Genomic DNA, 16882 nt, shown 5'->3' on the forward strand with positions numbered 1-16882 from the left:
TACGCTGGAAGTTCCCTATCGGCTGAATCAGAAGAACTGGAAAGAGCCCACATCATGGGCTTGCAAGCGGTTTAGAAAACGTATCGAAACCGTATTCTCCCAACTCAACGACACGCTTATGATGATACGAAATTACGCAAAGCAATCCTGCGGACTTTTCACCCGCATGGCAGCAAAGATTGCCGCTATGACTTTCATGCAATATGTCAATTACGCTAATCATCGTCCGATTGGAAAGATAAAATATTCGCTAATTTAATTCAACCAACGGGTTGTTTTTATATCATTTTATTAGTCTCAGCGCAACTATGAATTTGTTTTGACATCATCTGACGAATTAATATTCCCTATTTCTCATCCTTCTATCAAACGCCATAGATAATTAACTAAGCATGTGTTAGATAAAAATCCGAGAGAATTTTGTATGTGTCACGAATATCATAGCCTGCAACCCTTATTTCATTTGTTCTATCCTTTCTTGTAATATTATCGTGCATATACAACACTTTATCTGCCCAAACTTCTGGAGATTCATTTAAACTAAGAAATTCAATACACTCTGTTATTTGAGTATCTTTGGTTAATCTATCGGAAGCTAATGTAGGTAAACCATTACATTGTGTTTCAAGAACTACAGTTCCAAAACCTTCATACAAAGAAGGAAAAATCATTGCATCCATAGCTTGAAGATAATCGCCAACATTTGTCAAACTCCCAAGAAAAAATACATTATCTTTGATTTTTAAGTTCTCTACCTGCTTTTCTATTTCATTTTTTAACTCGCCATCACCTATCAAAAACAACTTACTTTTACTACATTTTTCCACTACGTGCGCAAAAATATTTAAAAGGAATTTATGATTTTTGGGGGGAGATAATCTTCCGACATGTACAACTGCAAAATCATCCTCTAGTCCTAACTTCTTTCGCATGGTTAATCTCTTTTCAACATCAAAAGAAAATTTTGAGAGATTAAAACCATTAGGTATTACCATAAAATTATTTGGAGGGAGAATTCCTTTCTTTCCAAACAACCATTCTCCTGCTTGTTGTGAGCATGCAAATTTATGTGTTGTAGGTCCATTTACAATCAATTTAGAAGCCGCTTTAAAAATAGATTTCCAATTCCAATCCAAACCATTATTGCGACTGTGTGTAATTCGTACAGGAACACCAGCTTTTTTAGCTGCAATTTGCACCCATCCACTATAGGTATTCAAATGAACATGAACAATTTTATATTCATGATGATTACTAAAGAATTTGTCTAATCTCCTGAGATATTGAATCAATGCCCAAGGTTTAATACCAGGCATATGATAAACCTTACCTCCTAGTGATTTAATTTCAGAATCATAATAGCCTTCTTCCATACGATGGGTAAGGAAATCAAACTGAATTTTCGTTCTATCAATATTACGATAAATGTCCATGAGGCGAGTTTCCAAACCTGCACGTTCCATAAGAGTAACAACTTGTAATACTCTAATAGGCTCTGTCATAATTATTTCACAGCGTTTAAAATGTTATTAAAAAAAACATCCATCTTACTGTCGCGAACTTCTCTTGCAAATTCTGATGCTTTAGCGAAGTTTGCTTTTGATGCCATATTTATTGAATTTATGTCGTTGAAAGCAAGAATTTTCTTAGCTAACGTTTTAAAGTCCTTTGGTTCTATAAGATAATCCTCGGACAAAAGATCTTTCATTCCTCCAACATTAGAAGCGATTACAGGGCAGGCCCTTGCCATGGCTTCTATTGTAGCCCTTGGTAACCCTTCGGAAATACTAGGTTGAAGATAAATATCAACTGAATCTAGCCAAGTATTTAGTTCTTTACGGTTAGAACAAAAACCGTTAAAGAAAACTTGTTCTTTAACTTTGAGTTTATCCATAAGTTCTGAAAACTGATTAGGATTTCCATTACCTACAATCTCAAAACGATAATTCTTTCCTAAAATACTTAAAGCAGAAATCACTGTAGAAATTCCTTTGATATCATTTTCTCGATATTGTCCTATTAAGCCTAAAATAATAGGATTATGTTCCTTTGATTGTCGTTGTAGTCTATCTATCAAGGCATTGTTATCAATATCTATTTCTACATTAGAACAAATCATATAGTCACATTTACAAGGGTATTTTAAAAACAATGATTTTGTACAATAATAGGCAAAATCCGCATACTGCATCTTTCTTCTTTCAAAATACCTCCAAACATGAGCAATGACCATTTCCTTAAAAGTATGTTTAGCCATAAACAAATCAAAAGGATCTGAGCCACAATACGATATTAATGGCTTACCTAGATGAGAAGCAAACTTAGCAGCAAAACAACCTAGAACGCCATTTCTTACGAGAACAACATCATACTGATCCTGCATTTCAATCATGGCCCTCTTTACTTCATTATATCCATATCGGCTGACTAATCTAATCATTACATTTGAACTGACAGGCTCGTGATCATCTTTATAACAGCCATCTCGTCCAATGTATATAATATTGTCAAAGTATTTTCTGTACTGCTCAGAATTTACTCTGTTGACTTTTCCCATAAAAAATTTTCCATCTTGATGAGAAAAACCATTATCTGCTACATATAGCAATCTCATACTCCAACTTCTTTTAGATATTTATCGACCACTATTCTCCTATCAAATTGCTTTTCAACTTTTAATCTTCCCTGCAACCCCATTTTTATTCGTTGCTCATTTGATAAATGAAGGAAACTATCTATCTTTGAAACTAGCTGCGAAACATCTTCTGCATGATAAACATAACCAGTAACATTATCATCTACACAATCTTTACAACCAGCTATATCTGTGGTAATAATTGCCCTACCACATGCTGCGGATTCAAGCAAAACGTTAGATATACCTTCCCCATAAGAAGAAGGATGAATTATAGCATCAGAAGCGTAAACTAACGAACGAACATCATCAACAGAACCCAAATAATGGATAATTCCATTATCTTCTAGTGTTTTTAAAAGGTTTTTATAATGTATCTCCGTTGGTTCAATGAATCCTATGATATTAAATCTAACATTACTATATTTTGATTTAATAATCTTTGCAGCATCTATGAAATCATCAACTCGTTTATCTTTAAGTACACGACCTATATAGTTAAATACTATTTCATTTTTATTTTGATCAATTGGCTTATATTCAAAGCGGTCAAGATTTACACCAGACCCTGGGATTATTTCATGTGGAGTCTCATTGTTTATCAAGCCAACATTAAGAGCAATATATTGGTTTTCTGCATTTTGGAAGAATACCTTTTTACTTTTTCTTAAGGCAAATTTGTATAATAATTTGACCACCTTTTGGACAAATCCACCGTTTTGAAATCCACTACCTAAACCTGTAATATTATTAATGTGAGGTATTCTCATAATGTCAGCAGCTATGCTTCCATATATATTAGGCTTGATAGTAAAATTACAAACGACATCTGGACGATGCTTTTTGAAAAGCTTTATATAGTCTATTAATAACTTTAAGTCTTTAAAAGGATTGGTTCCCCTGCGATCGATTGAAATATCTTCTATCAATATGTTTTCATTGTTCCTAAATATATCAAGTCTACTGCTATCTGGACATGATAAAAGTACTTTAAATCCTTTATTTACTAAAGCATCGATTATTTCCTTTCGAAAACAAAAGACATCGTCGCCATGACAATTTAATAAAGCAATAACACTCATAATTAAATAGAATTAATCAATTAGAATATCTTGTATACCGATTGCCAAAGAACTTGTATAGCAATCTGATAAACAAATAACCAAATAAAACTTGTTTTACTAATGGTGAAATAACATACGACAAATCCCCTCTCATTGCATATATTATCAAACCAATCATGAAAACATAGGCCGAAAAACCAAATACGGTTTCAAGATGTTTTAAATATAGCTTTTTAATGATAAAGAGAAGGATTAAAATCCATATGACTATACCACAATAGCCTGCCTGCAAATAGCCTTCGCCTACATAGGAAAAGCCAGCTCCAAAGCCTTCATCAATTCTTAGATTATACCTTTTGTTATACCAACCTGTTGAATTGTCGACCTTAACAATTGAACTAGGAACAACGACTCGGAGAATATCATTAACAAGTGATTTTCCATATTGAAAATCCCAAGAATTCTTATTAACTAATAGCACCTCAATATTATGACCAGAAGAAAGAAACTCACCTTGAAAGATACCTTCAATAATAGCCTGCTGATCAAATTCTACCGAATCTTTATTAGTAATTTGTTTTGTCATTCCAAGAATTGGAACTAAGACAATAGCAATACCAGCAAATATTGACATAACTTTTATACTAGGCTTTTTAAAGTAATAGTATATTACAAAAGTACTCAGACAGATAGAAAAGAAGACATCACGCTCACCTAAGAATAAAGATATCAATAATGTAATCACTAAAGCTTTTATAGCAATAGAATAATCGAATATTTTTGATTTTGTACCGATAAAAATCATATACACTATATACATCAATATAAAAGCACGACTAACAATGCCAAAACCATATAGTCCTCCATTTAAATTCGTTTCCATTTTTGAAGTATAACCACTCGCTAGAAATAATGGTATATATAGTAATAAAACAACCCCTAATATTATGACAACTCTACGTAATAATACTACTGATTCTCTTTCTAGGAACCCTAGATTCACACTCGGCACATGTTTTTGTTTAATAAAAAGTACGCAACCAAAATATAATGTAACAATGCTAGTGAAAACACAATTAAGAATTTCTGTAGGAAAAGCTGTAGTTCTAACACCTAAAACATCAAGAATAAACACAGATGTCCCATAAAGGAATAAAAATGGCGATAGCCACACATAAGGATATAAGATATCTACTTTGAAATACATAATACCCACAAGTACCATATATAGCAAAACAAATAATCTATAAACATTTGAATCCAGCAGAAAAAATACTGGTATAGAAAGCATAAATGCTACAGCAATCATCGAGCTATGTTTTTCTTCCATTCCTTTATCTTATTATAATATATTTTTGCATAAATCGAAAGAGAAATAACAGCTGCAATAATACTGATATAAGCTCCTCCATAAATGCCATAATTTTTTATCAAACAATTAGAACATAAAATAACAAATACAAAAACAAAGAAAGAAATAAAAGCCTGCTTTGTATAGATATTAAATGATAATATAGCTGTTGAATAAATACCAGATATAGTCATAAGCATTTGAGATATTATCAAATAATATATTACATTGCAAAACTCCACATAGTCTTGATTGTAAAGCGTTTTTATAACAACAGAACCAAACAATACAAAGGAGAATAGAAAAGCCAATCCCATAATAAAGAAAGCTGATATGGACAAATTTATCTTTCTTGTGAAATCATGAATATTAGACATCTGATAAGACCTTGAAAGTCTCTGTCTAAGAAATGTTGTAATAGGAGCACTAATTTGAAAAACTCCTATTACCAAATAGGAATATGCGCCAAAATAAGCAAGAATTTCAGGTCCACAGATATTACCCACTGTAATTCGCGGGTAATTAGTTATATAGGAGCCAAAGAGGACACTTAGACCTAAAGGGAAACTTTTTTTAATTATATCAAGAGCTGTAGAAAATTTAACCTTATCAAAGTTTCCCTTGGCTTTTGAATGAATAAAGAAAAGAGTAACCAAATAAAACAGCAACGAAACACATATTATCGAAAATAGTGAAGTTAAAATATTACTACAAAGAAGCGTTACAAGAAAACATATAATTAAAGTCAATGCGGTTTTTATAATGTTGATTTTCGACATTAAAATCATCATATCCTTTTTTTGTAAATATCCAAATAGAATATCAATCATACTTTCTACGCCTTTATAAACAATTACAGAAAATATTATCCAATTAGTTTCTTCAAAAAAAGCACAATATAATCCAAGACCTAAGACTGCAATAGTTGTAGCTAAAAATCGAATTGTAAGATAAGTTTTAAAATCATCTTTGCCATTTTCCGGCTCTACAACCAAAACACTCTTCATTTGCATTTCTGACAACATAAAAATAGGAGCCGCTAAAGCTGTAGCATAAGTAAAAAAGCCCACATCTTTGGTGGTAAAGTATTTAACTAGAATAACTAAAAGCCCCCAATGAGATAAAGAGTAAAAAATATTGGATATCAAAAGCCAAGATAGAGTTTTAGCTCCTGAATTATAAAAACGTTTCAATGGAATTTTTCTAACCATATATTTATATCCTTCTTCATAAGTCATAATAGTATCTGGTAGGCAGTATCGCACTGCAAGCTAGTGCTCCACGTATGCTACCAGAAACTATATATTAAAGACGACCGTCAACTATAGAACGATCTAGTGTACATTTTACATCAAATACAACATGGTTATCTTTGAGGATTGCTCTCACATCCATTCCGTTAAACTTCTCATGCGCAACTGCAGCAATCACAGCATCATATTTGTATGAAGGAAGTTCATTGATAACTTTTATTCCATATTCACGCTCTACGATTACAGGATTAGCCCATGGATCGTATACTGTAATATTGAGATTATATTCCTTTAATGCAGTATAAATATCAATAACCTTGGTGTTGCGCACATCAGGGCAATTTTCTTTGAAAGTGAATCCAAGAATAATAACCTCAGAATTTAATACCTGAATACCCTTCTTCAACATGTGCTTGATTGTCTCAGTTGCAACATACTCACCCATACCATCATTCATTCTACGTCCAGCAAGTATAATCTCAGGGTTGTATCCATGTCGCTGAGCACACTGAGCTAAATAGTAAGGATCAACACCGATACAGTGCCCCCCGACTAGTCCGGGACGGAAAGGAAGAAAGTTCCATTTGGTACCTGCAGCCTCTAAAACATCAAGGGTGTCAATACCCATCTTGGTGAAGATTTTTGAAAGTTCATTTACAAAAGCAATATTGATATCACGTTGGCTATTTTCAATTACTTTTGCTGCCTCTGCAACTTTCATTGTTGGTGCAAGGTGAGTTCCTGCTGTTATAACAGAAGAATATACCTCATTGACATATTTACCAATTTCAGGTGTAGAACCAGAAGTTACCTTCTTAATATGCTCTACAGTATGCAGTTTATCACCTGGATTAATACGCTCAGGAGAATAACCTGCAAAGAAATCTACATTCATCTTCATACCAGAGACTTTCTCCACAACAGGAATACATTCATCCTCAGTTACACCTGGATAAACAGTTGACTCATATACAACCACATCTCCCTTACTAATTACCTTACCTACAGTAGTAGAAGCGCCATAAAGTGGCGTCAAATCAGGATTGCGATCATCGTCAACCGGAGTAGGAACAGCAACAACATAGAAGTTACAATCCTTAATATCGTCAAATTGTGTAGTACACTTAAACCCATGATTGTTGATAGCATCCTGAAGTAAATCATCAGCAACCTCAAGCGTAGAATCGTGACCAGCCATCAAAGCGTCAACACGTTTCTGATTCATATCAAAACCTACTGTCTGATACTTTGTTGAGAACAGACGTGCAAGTGGAAGACCTACATAACCAAGGCCTATGACACAAATTTTTGTCTCTTTCATTTTGTTTTAATTAATTGTTAAAGATTTGTTTTATACCAATCTATTGCAGCAGCAATTCCTTCTTCAAAACTCCATTCTGGATTATAATCAAGGAATTTCTTTGCTTTAGAGATATCTGCGTTTGAGTGTTTAATATCGCCTGGACGATCTGGACCAAATTCTGGTTCTATATTAATATTAAGAGCCTTAGTCAATCCATAGTATATGTCAATCAAAAATTCACGACCACCAAAGGCAATATTATAAGCCTGACCAGCAGCCTCGTGAGTAGCTAAACACGCCTTTAGGTTAGCTTCAATTACGTTCTCAATATATGTAAAATCTCGACTTTGTTTACCATCGCCATTAATGCAGCATTTTTCTCCATTTATTAACAGCTTAATAAACTTTGGAATAACAGCAGCATAGGCTCCATCTGGATCTTGTCTACGACCAAACACGTTGAAGTAACGCATGCCATAAGTATCAAGACCATAGTGTCGAGTATATTGCTTAGCAAATTCTTCATCACAGCGCTTAGTTACTGCATATGGAGAAAGGAGATTGCCTTCAACACCTTCTATCTTAGGTAAATTGGGTTCATCACCATAAACAGAGCTAGAAGATGCATAAACAAATTTCTTTACACCATTCTGACGAGCCGCTTCCAACATATTCAAAGTGCCTTGAATATTGTTCAAAGAATAAAAAAGAGGCATTTCGATTGATCGAGGAACACTTCCCCATGCAGCCTGATTCAAGACAAAGTCAACACCTTCACAAGCTTTCATACAAGTATCAAGATCCTTGATATCGCCCTTGAAAAACTCATAGTTCGGATTATCTTTGAACATGTCTACATTGGCTTGTTTACCAGTAGACAGGTCATCCAGACAACGTACTTTATAACCAAGATTAAGAATAGCCTCACACAAATTAGAGCCAATAAAACCTGCTCCACCAGTTACCAGAAACTTTGAGTTCTCTGGGAATTTTAAATGTTTATAAGCCATATTATTTACTGTTTAAATAGTCGTTCCTTAAAAACTATATTCAGCGTGAAGTTTGTAAAAGCGAACTTCACGCTGATTTTTTATAAGCCACAAAAGAACTCTCATCGCTTTTTTGAAGTTATATGCCGCCGCAGCTAATAAGACATTGATAGCATCTCCTTTCACACCTTTATAAAAGTTGCGAGATAATCTGTAGTCTTCTTTAAGATGTCCTATCGTTGGCTCTATGCCTGCTCGTTTACAAAATAGTTTGTGTTTCTTTTTCTTTTGGTAGTAGGTGTCTTTTGCTTTAGGAACGTCCGGGATGAGTATCTTTGTATCCCCAATTTGTTTCACACCTCTATACCCTCTATCTGCTGCTAGGTTATTAATATGTTTCCCGGTCATCCTTTGGGTTTGTTCCAACGTCTTTTGTATGGTATGCCCATCGTATTCATTCCTAAAAGAGCATGCACCAAGAATAAGTCCTGACCGGGAGCGAAGAATGGATACCTTATTACCAAACTCGTATTTCTTATGTTCCTTGCCTTTACTGATACAAACCACGTCCGGTTCGTGCAGAGAATATACTTTATTTTTTGACTTACGGTTCTGAGAAAGAACCCTGTAGTATAACTCAAACATCTTCTCATAGCCATTCCTTCCCCCTAGATTACGCTCGAGTTCTCTAACCAATCGACCTGCTATGGTTTTTAGTTGCCTGTCTGCCTTAAGGGCTTTCTTACGATTCTTGGGATGGTTACGAAAGCGCCGGGCACGGTAAATTCCTTTCAAGGTGCGTGTATAACTCTGCCGTAGAGGAAGAGACTTATCATGAACTATCTTCAAAACGTTTTTGATTATCTTTTTATGAAACTTCGCATCTGTAGGATAAGTTATATTCTTCTCCTGTACAGTAGAATCTATGAAAGCCGTATCAAAATGGTCTTCATCATCCTTATCCGTATTGACACGGATGCTCTCTGCCAATATTATTTTCCATACCTTTCTCACCGATACGTTTTCTGAAGTGAACTAAGTCAGATGCATCACAGGGCTCTTTGGGAGTAAATTTAAGTTGTCCACAAAAGTATTGGTAGTAAGCATTCTCACTCCATTGTAAAACCACAGTTTCATCAGACACATTACGCAAATGTTTTAAGATTAAAAGACCACACATCAAGCGAATAGGATGAGCCGGGCGACCGTTCGTACTACAATACAAAGGCGAAAAAGCATCATCAAAACTCTGCCAATTAATCTTATGGCTAAGTTGGAAAAGGGGATGTTGATGATTAAGCATATCCTCCAAAGAAGAGAAGAAAGAGAGCTGTTTAGATGTACGTTTTAACATAAATATCTGCAAGATTTATACTGTAAAGGTACGAAATCTTGCAGATATAAGCAAATAATTTGCATTATAATAAACTGTAAATCAGATAAGTATGAGGTTTTTAAGGGACGACTAAATAGATTCTGTCAATAAGTATAGGATTGCAAGCCCTTGATTCAATATAACATCATCATTAAATCATCAATTCTAATTGGAATTTTACCATGATTTTCATCCTTCGGTGCTACATGATAACTATATTATTTAGTTAATTGAACAACAACATGTGCAAACTCTACATTTTATATTATCCAAAGTATTGTTTATACCACTCTGCAAAAGCTCTCAATCCATCTCTCAAACTTGTAGAAGGTTTAAATCCAAAGTCATTCTCCAATGGAGTGGTATCAGCATAAGTCACAGGAACATCACCTGGTTGCATAGGAACTAGTACTTTGTGAGCTTCGAAATCATAATCAGCTGGCAATACACCTGCACGAATCAGTTCTTCCTGCAATATAGTCACAAAGTCCAAAAGATTCTCTGGTTGATTGTTTCCTATATTATATAATGAATAAGGAGGAATTGGCAAACCATCCTCACCATTCTTCTTTTCAGGTGCATGTTGAATAATGCGTACCACACCTTCTACGATGTCATCAATATAGGTAAAGTCGCGTTTACAATTACCATGATTGAAGATCTGAATGGTCTTGCCTGCACGGAGTTTATCGGTAAAACCGAAATATGCCATGTCGGGACGACCTGCAGGACCATATACAGTAAAGAATCTCAATCCTGTGCTTGGGATATTATAGAGTTTGCTATAGGCATGTGCCATGAGTTCATTGCTCTTCTTTGTTGCAGCATAAAGGCTGACTGGATTGTCCACCTTGTCATCAGTAGAATAAGGTACTTTCTTATTTGAACCATATACCGAACTTGACGAAGCATAAACAAAGTGTTCTACTTCATGATGGCGACATGCTTCCAAGAGATTGTAGAATCCAATCACATTGCTTTCGATATAAGCATCGGGATTGGTAATGCTATAGCGTACACCAGCCTGAGCAGCTAAATTCACTACAGCAGCAATCTTATTTTCAGTAAAAATCTTCTCAACGGCCTCTTTATTAGCTATAGAGTCATGCACGAAGATCCAATCTCTGCCCAAGGCTTCGATTTCGCGAAGACGTTCATACTTGATATTGACATCGTAATAGTCTGTAATGCTATCGATTCCTATTACCTTGATATCATTAACATCGTGGAACAGACGCTTCACCAAATTACTGCCGATAAAACCTGCTGCACCGGTTACTAATACGGTCTTTCCCTCTAGGTTTACATTATATTCTACCATGGTTTTTAGTCTCTTCTAAAGATGTCACGTGTATAAACTTTCTCTTCCACATCGCTTAAGCAATCATCAAAGCGGTTTGCAATAATCGCATGACTCATCTCCTTGAACTTGGCTAAGTCATTTACCACTCTACTACCAAAGAATGAATCACCATCTTTCATGGCTGGTTCGTAAATGACAACTTCTGCACCTTTTGCCTTAATACGCTTCATGATGCCTTGGATAGCACTCTGACGGAAATTGTCGGAATTGGACTTCATGGTGAGTCGATAAACGCCAATGACACATTCGTGCTCCTTAGAGCTATCCCACTCTCCATTCTCGCTATAGTAACCGGCTTTCTTAAGAACAGCATCTGCAATATAATCCTTCCGAGTACGGTTGGACTCTACAATAGCAGTCATCATGTTCTGGGGTACATCTTGATAATTGGCAAGCAACTGTTTGGTATCCTTTGGCAAACAATAGCCTCCATAACCGAAAGATGGATTGTTATAATGCGTCCCGATTCGTGGATCGAGTCCGATGCCTTGAATGATGGCCGCACTATCGAGCCCTTTCATCTCCGCATAGGTATCGAGTTCGTTGAAGTAGCTGACACGGAGTGCAAGGTAGGTATTGGCGAAGAGTTTCACTGCTTCGGCCTCTTTCATGCCCATGAAGAGTGTATCGATATTTTCTTTGACAGCACCTTCCTGAAGCAGTTTGGCAAAAGTCTCGGCGGCTTCTTTCATGCGGTCGCCCTGAATTGCTTGAATTGCCTTATTTTCCTCACTGAATGTCTCCGGCATCATTTTGGGATAACCGACGATAATTCTGCTGGGATATAAATTGTCGTACAATGCTTTGCTCTCGCGAAGGAACTCCGGAGAAAAAAGAAGCCGGAACTGGCGACGCTTGCCGTTTTCCAACGGTGGCATTTGCTTAAACTTCTCAGCGTACTTCACGTAGAGTGAACGACAATAGCCTACAGGAATGGTAGACTTGATGACCATCGTCGCATCCGGATTGACACTGAGAACAAGATCGATGACATCCTCAAGATGGTGGGTGTCGAAAAAATTTTTAACAGGATCGTAATTGGTTGGAGCCGCAATGACAACATAGTCGGCATCTTTATAAGCGGAAGCCCCGTCGAGGGTTGCGGTAAGGTTCAAATTCTTTTCCGCAAAGAATTTTTCAATGTACTCGTCTCGGATAGGACTGACGCGATTGTTGATTTTCTCAACTTTCTCCGGAATCACATCTACGGCCGTCACCTCATGGTGTTGAGAGAGAAGGGTGGCTATGCTAAGCCCCACATAGCCTGTTCCGGCTACTGCTATTTTCATATTTGTGATTTGTTTAAATGTAATGTTTCTATTTTGCGGTCTCCACATTCATCCAACTCCTCATACTCCGAATTTTTGGAAACGAATTCCGGTACCACGTGTTTCATCAGCTTGACCGTATCGATGATATCGACCATGCGGGAAAGTCGCTCGAACTCCTGATAGTCGGGAAGGATGTCGGCATATTCGTATCGGCGGACCTTGGCGACTTTGATTTTTTTGTTTTCGGTAGGTATGGTGTTTTCTCCGTTGCTGAGGACTTCTTCGTAAAGTTTCTCACCCGGACGGAGACCGGTGAACTCGATTTGGATGTCTTCGCCGGGACGGTAGCCTGCCAACTCGATCATGCGGGTGGCGAGGTCGACAATCCGGACGGCTTCGCCCATCTCGAAGACGAAGATTTCGTTGCCCTGCCCCATGGTGGCGGCTTCCATCACAAGACGGCAGGCTTCGGGGATGGTCATGAAGAAACGGATGATATCGGGATGGGTGACGGTGACGGGACCGCCGTTTTCGATCTGTTCTTTGAAACGGGGTATGACGGAACCGTTGCTGCCCAGCACGTTGCCGAAGCGGGTGGTGATGAAGCGGGTATGCCCTTTCACCTTGCCTTCGCGGATGGCCCAACCGAGGCTTTGGACGTAGATTTCAGCCAACCGCTTGGAGGCTCCCATGACATTGGTGGGATTGACGGCTTTGTCGGTAGAGACCATGACCATCTTCTCGGCTCCGTATTCTACCGCCATGTCGGCAACCTGGCGCGAACCGATGACGTTGACGAGAACGGCTTCGCAGGGGTTTTCCTCCATCAGGGGGACGTGCTTGTAGGCGGCGGCATGGAAGACGATTTGCGGATGGTAGGTCTCGAACACCATGCGCAGGCGTTCGTTGACACGTACATCGCCGATGACGGGGACGAAATCGAGCGAGGGATAGTTGTGCTCGAACTCGAGACGGACATTGTGCAGCGGGGTCTCGGCGGAATCGAACATGACGAGTTTGCGGATGCCCATTTGCGCCAACTGGCGGCACAGCTCGCTGCCGATGCTGCCGGCGGCTCCGGTGACCAGAACGACTTTGCCGCGAAACTCTCCGGCAACTTGGTCCATGTCGATATTTATTTCGGGACGCCCCAAAAGGTCTTCGATCTTGATGGGGCGCACCCATTGATGGAACACGCCTTTTTCGTCGGCCTCGCTGATGGAGGGGGCGATCAGTGTCTTGATATCGTATTCTTTGCAATATTGCAGGAGGCGTTTTTCTTCTTCACGGGTGTCTTCGTGAGCGGCGAAGAGGATGCCTTGAATGCGGTGGTTGAAGATCTGCTTCTCGAACTCGTCTTTATCGCGGAAAGAGTAGACGGGAAGGTCGGCAACACGGCGGACAGAGGCTTTGCTGCCGTAGATGTAGAATCCCACGACTTTGTAGTGGGGGCTGTTGAGCAGACGTACTTTGAGGGATACGCTCTTATCGCCGATGCCGTAGATGAGGATGCGCATGTTTTCTTTGGTGATGCGGCTCAACATGAACTCGTAGACGAGGATGAGGAGGTTGCGAACAACGACCATGGCGATGAAGGTGAGCATGCAGTCGAACAGCAGAAAGAATACTTTCTGGCTGTGTTGCCAATCGGGATGCGGGAAAAAGGTCCACAAGGCGACGGCCATGACGGCGGTTTTGACAAGCGAGCTGCAGGCGAGCCTCCAGAGTTCGCGCAACTGCGAGAAACGGATGGTGTTGCGATAGGTGTGGAACACGTATGAACCCAGCAGGGATGCCGCAATGGAAACGAGGGATACCCGGAAAAGCATGGGAACTTGAAAAAAGGTCTCGGTGATGTAGTGGATACCGGTATAGGCAACGAGCGTGCTGCACAGGGCAATAAAGGTATCGAGCGCCAAGACCGCCCAATAGCTGAAATAGTTGTTCCGCAGGTATTGGACAAGGTAGTTGAATTTCTTTTTCATAGGTCGGAGTGCTTAATCTAAACTTCTATTTTCATTTGCAAGGCTCGACATAGCCGACGGGCATATCGACACAGGCGCTTCCAAGCAGGTCGAGACGGACGGCGACTTTGCTCTTGCCGTCGACGGTGACGAGCTCGCCTTCGAGCCCTTTCAAAGGACCTTTGACGACGCAGACTTTCTCGCCCCGCAGCAAGGGGGAATCGTTCATGCAGACGGCTTCGTCGGAATAGTCGAGCATGAAGCGGAAGCGGTTCATTTGTTCATCGGGAATAACGGCGGGAGAACTCTCGCCGCGCAATACCATATAGCGGCTGACGGCAGGAATGGTGAAGACTTCCATGCGCCGGCGAGGGTCGACATGGACAAAGACCATCATGGGAAGCAACACGCGGTCGACTACTTTGCGACGGTCGCTCCACTGACGGACTTCTTGCTGAATGGGAACGAAACTTTCGATTCCCATCTCGGATAAACGGTCGGCTACTTTCTTCTCGTGATGCATGCGCACAAGGGCGACATACCAACGTTTTGAGCACGCTACGCTTTCCCCTGTCCCACCCCGAGGGTCAGCGTTAACCATGTTTTTATCGATTAAATTCATTTTACCCCATTTTATTCGTCGCAAGCGGCAACGAATAATTATAATCGGGTGCAAAGATAGAGAAAAAACCTAATAAACGTTTATTATTCTCCTCCTTTTAGTCTAAATTAGCGTGTTTATTTTTTAATGAATGCGCCGAAGCAGGCTCAAGTCCTTGAAACATGCCGTAATAAGTCAGACGGTATTCCGCTTTTATTTTCGTATATTTGAAGCAAACATTCATTTATAATCAATGGAGGAAAGAACAATGGGATGGAAAAAGATGACGGCGGTTTTCGCAATTGCGGGAATGGCGGCAAGCGCGCAGGCGCAACATACGCAGGTGATTGCGCACAGGGGGTACTGGAAAACGGAAGGTTCGGCGCAGAACAGCATCGCAGCGCTTCGGAAAGCCGACTCGATAGGTTGTTACGGTTCGGAATTCGATGTGTGGCTGACGAAGGACAACAAGGCGGTGGTGAACCATGACCCGGTGTATAAGATGAGGAGTATGGAGGGGACGAAAGCGGAGGCGCTGACGGGGCTGAGACTGAGCAACGGCGAGAAGCTGCCGCTGCTGGAAGAGTATCTGGAGGCTGCGAAGGAAGGAAGCACGCAACTGATATTGGAGCTGAAAAAGCTCAGCAGCCCGAAGCGGGAAACGAGGGCGGTGCGGGAAATCGTGGCGCTGGCGAAAAGGACGGGGCTGGAGAAACGGATGGAGTATATCTCTTTCTCACTGCATGCCGTGAAGGAGTTTATCCGGATGGCGCCGGAGGGAACGCCCGTGTACTACCTGAACGGCGACCTTTCTCCGGCGGAACTGAAAGCGATCGGTTGCAGCGGTCCGGACTATCATCTGGGGGTGTTTAAGAAACATCCGGAATGGATCAAGGAGAGTCACGACCTCGGGATGAAAGTCAACGTGTGGACGGTGGACAAACCCGAGGAGATGAGGTGGCTGATCGATCGGCAGGCGGACTTTATCACGACGAACGAACCGGTGGTGCTGCAGGAGATATTGAAAGAGCCGGTCAGTCGATGATTTCGGCGTCTTCGATTTCTTCCGCAGGAGGGAGAACAGGAGGCTCGGGCCGGCAACGCATGAACTTGAACCAGTTGACCAACTCGGAAAGGGCGTATACGAGGCTGCAAATACCGATAATAAGGAAAGCGGTGTTGCGCGTCTGAGTGGGGTTGAACAGGGTCACGAAGCCGGCGATGAGGATGAGCACGGGCAACAGGTAGAAAGCCGCCGGCACCCTAACCCATCTGCGAGCCAGGGTAAGGGAGGATATCTGCTGCACCCCGCCGATAATCAGAATGAAGCCGAGCAGAAACATAAGGGCGTCGGCAAAGAAATCGGGCATGATGATGAGCCACAGTCCGAGCAGGATGCTGCCCACTCCTTCGACGGGAAAACGGGGAGCTTTGCCCGCCGCGCCTTTCTTCCGTCCGAAATAGGCGAAAAGGGTGATGATGCCGGGGATGAGAAACGCCACTCCCAGCGTTATGACGATATAAGCGGCGGCGGCATCGGGCCAGATGACTAATACCAGCCCCACTACCAGGGCAAACAGGATGCGGACAAGAGAGTAATTCATCGTTTTCATAATGTTTTTTATTTTAATCGGCTGAAGTGCATGGATTGCGAAGATAGGGCTTTTTATGCAAAATAGCAACGCGGTTTGCGGATTTTAAAGGTACCGGGTG

The 16882-nt window shown here is 40.2% G+C and carries 13 protein-coding genes and 2 pseudogenes; 2 read left to right on the top strand and 13 right to left on the bottom strand.

Going from position 1 to position 16882, the window contains the following annotated elements; genetic code table 11:
• Window positions 1-259: pseudogene (locus C234_RS17705) on the top strand (IS982 family transposase); the annotation flags it as partial.
• A gap of 127 nt (window positions 260-386) precedes the next feature.
• Here the strand turns inward: C234_RS17705 and C234_RS0113930 are convergent.
• From C234_RS0113930 to C234_RS0113985, 12 genes and pseudogenes are all read right to left on the bottom strand, one after another.
• Window positions 387-1502 carry a glycosyltransferase family 1 protein gene (locus C234_RS0113930; RefSeq protein ID WP_027326255.1) on the bottom strand — a complete coding sequence of 372 codons (1116 nt, stop codon included), beginning with the start codon at window positions 1500-1502 and terminating at the stop codon, window positions 387-389.
• A gap of 2 nt (window positions 1503-1504) precedes the next feature.
• Window positions 1505-2614, bottom strand: a complete 1110-nt coding sequence (locus C234_RS16880) for a glycosyltransferase (protein ID WP_052001914.1) — start codon at window positions 2612-2614, stop codon at window positions 1505-1507.
• Window positions 2611-3717: a glycosyltransferase family 4 protein gene (locus tag C234_RS0113940; RefSeq protein ID WP_027326256.1), complete on the bottom strand. Its 1107-nt coding sequence runs from the start codon at window positions 3715-3717 to the stop codon at window positions 2611-2613. The genes C234_RS16880 and C234_RS0113940 overlap by 4 nt, the downstream gene beginning before the upstream one ends.
• Window positions 3718-3733: 16 nt before the next feature.
• The gene (locus C234_RS0113945) at window positions 3734-5029 is read right to left on the bottom strand and encodes an O-antigen polymerase (protein WP_027326257.1); all 1296 of its coding nucleotides are present in this window, start codon (window positions 5027-5029) and stop codon (window positions 3734-3736) included.
• Window positions 5005-6288, bottom strand: a complete 1284-nt coding sequence (locus C234_RS0113950) for a lipopolysaccharide biosynthesis protein (protein WP_027326258.1) — start codon at window positions 6286-6288, stop codon at window positions 5005-5007. The genes C234_RS0113945 and C234_RS0113950 overlap by 25 nt, the downstream gene beginning before the upstream one ends.
• Before the next feature lie 67 nt (window positions 6289-6355).
• On the bottom strand, window positions 6356-7624 hold the full coding sequence (locus tag C234_RS0113955) for a nucleotide sugar dehydrogenase (protein WP_027326259.1): 1269 nt from the start codon (window positions 7622-7624) through the stop codon (window positions 6356-6358).
• Window positions 7625-7641: 17 nt separating this feature from the next.
• The gene (locus C234_RS0113960) at window positions 7642-8616 is read right to left on the bottom strand and encodes an SDR family oxidoreductase (RefSeq protein ID WP_027326260.1); all 975 of its coding nucleotides are present in this window, start codon (window positions 8614-8616) and stop codon (window positions 7642-7644) included.
• Between the two features lie 5 nt (window positions 8617-8621).
• Window positions 8622-9949, bottom strand: a pseudogene (locus tag C234_RS16575) (IS5 family transposase).
• A gap of 286 nt (window positions 9950-10235) precedes the next feature.
• Entirely contained in the window at window positions 10236-11291 is a 1056-nt protein-coding gene (locus C234_RS0113970) for an NAD-dependent epimerase/dehydratase family protein (protein WP_027326261.1), read from the bottom strand.
• A gap of 5 nt (window positions 11292-11296) precedes the next feature.
• Window positions 11297-12622 (bottom strand): nucleotide sugar dehydrogenase, encoded by a 1326-nt coding sequence (locus tag C234_RS0113975; protein ID WP_027326262.1) that lies wholly within the window; start codon window positions 12620-12622, stop codon window positions 11297-11299.
• Window positions 12619-14589, bottom strand: a complete 1971-nt coding sequence (locus tag C234_RS0113980; RefSeq protein ID WP_027326263.1) for a polysaccharide biosynthesis protein — start codon at window positions 14587-14589, stop codon at window positions 12619-12621. Before C234_RS0113980 ends, C234_RS0113975 begins: the two co-directional genes overlap by 4 nt.
• Window positions 14590-14620: 31 nt before the next feature.
• On the bottom strand, window positions 14621-15190 hold the full coding sequence (locus tag C234_RS0113985; RefSeq protein ID WP_027326264.1) for a UpxY family transcription antiterminator: 570 nt from the start codon (window positions 15188-15190) through the stop codon (window positions 14621-14623).
• Between the two features lie 247 nt (window positions 15191-15437).
• Between C234_RS0113985 and C234_RS0113995 the strand changes: the two genes are divergently transcribed.
• Entirely contained in the window at window positions 15438-16214 is a 777-nt protein-coding gene (locus C234_RS0113995; RefSeq protein WP_027326265.1) for a glycerophosphodiester phosphodiesterase family protein, read from the top strand.
• Here C234_RS0113995 and C234_RS0114000 read toward each other — a convergent pair.
• Window positions 16204-16782 carry an HdeD family acid-resistance protein gene (locus C234_RS0114000; protein ID WP_027326266.1) on the bottom strand — a complete coding sequence of 193 codons (579 nt, stop codon included), beginning with the start codon at window positions 16780-16782 and terminating at the stop codon, window positions 16204-16206. The two genes, C234_RS0113995 and C234_RS0114000, sit on opposite strands and share 11 nt — an antisense overlap.
• Between the last annotated feature and the right edge of the window lie 100 nt (window positions 16783-16882).

Source organism: Bacteroides pyogenes DSM 20611 = JCM 6294, from assembly GCF_000428105.1.
GTDB classification, from domain to species: domain Bacteria; phylum Bacteroidota; class Bacteroidia; order Bacteroidales; family Bacteroidaceae; genus Bacteroides; species Bacteroides pyogenes.

Coding starts and splice junctions, on each gene's coding strand:
- C234_RS0113930 (WP_027326255.1), bottom strand. CDS start 1,502: ATGACAGAGCCTATTAGAGTATTACAAGTTGTTACTCTTATGGAACGT.
- C234_RS16880 (WP_052001914.1), bottom strand. CDS start 2,614: ATGAGATTGCTATATGTAGCAGATAATGGTTTTTCTCATCAAGATGGA.
- C234_RS0113940 (WP_027326256.1), bottom strand. CDS start 3,717: ATGAGTGTTATTGCTTTATTAAATTGTCATGGCGACGATGTCTTTTGT.
- C234_RS0113945 (WP_027326257.1), bottom strand. CDS start 5,029: ATGGAAGAAAAACATAGCTCGATGATTGCTGTAGCATTTATGCTTTCT.
- C234_RS0113950 (WP_027326258.1), bottom strand. CDS start 6,288: ATGACTTATGAAGAAGGATATAAATATATGGTTAGAAAAATTCCATTG.
- C234_RS0113955 (WP_027326259.1), bottom strand. CDS start 7,624: ATGAAAGAGACAAAAATTTGTGTCATAGGCCTTGGTTATGTAGGTCTT.
- C234_RS0113960 (WP_027326260.1), bottom strand. CDS start 8,616: ATGGCTTATAAACATTTAAAATTCCCAGAGAACTCAAAGTTTCTGGTA.
- C234_RS0113970 (WP_027326261.1), bottom strand. CDS start 11,291: ATGGTAGAATATAATGTAAACCTAGAGGGAAAGACCGTATTAGTAACC.
- C234_RS0113975 (WP_027326262.1), bottom strand. CDS start 12,622: ATGAAAATAGCAGTAGCCGGAACAGGCTATGTGGGGCTTAGCATAGCC.
- C234_RS0113980 (WP_027326263.1), bottom strand. CDS start 14,589: ATGAAAAAGAAATTCAACTACCTTGTCCAATACCTGCGGAACAACTAT.
- C234_RS0113985 (WP_027326264.1), bottom strand. CDS start 15,190: ATGAATTTAATCGATAAAAACATGGTTAACGCTGACCCTCGGGGTGGG.
- C234_RS0113995 (WP_027326265.1), top strand. CDS start 15,438: ATGGGATGGAAAAAGATGACGGCGGTTTTCGCAATTGCGGGAATGGCG.
- C234_RS0114000 (WP_027326266.1), bottom strand. CDS start 16,782: ATGAAAACGATGAATTACTCTCTTGTCCGCATCCTGTTTGCCCTGGTA.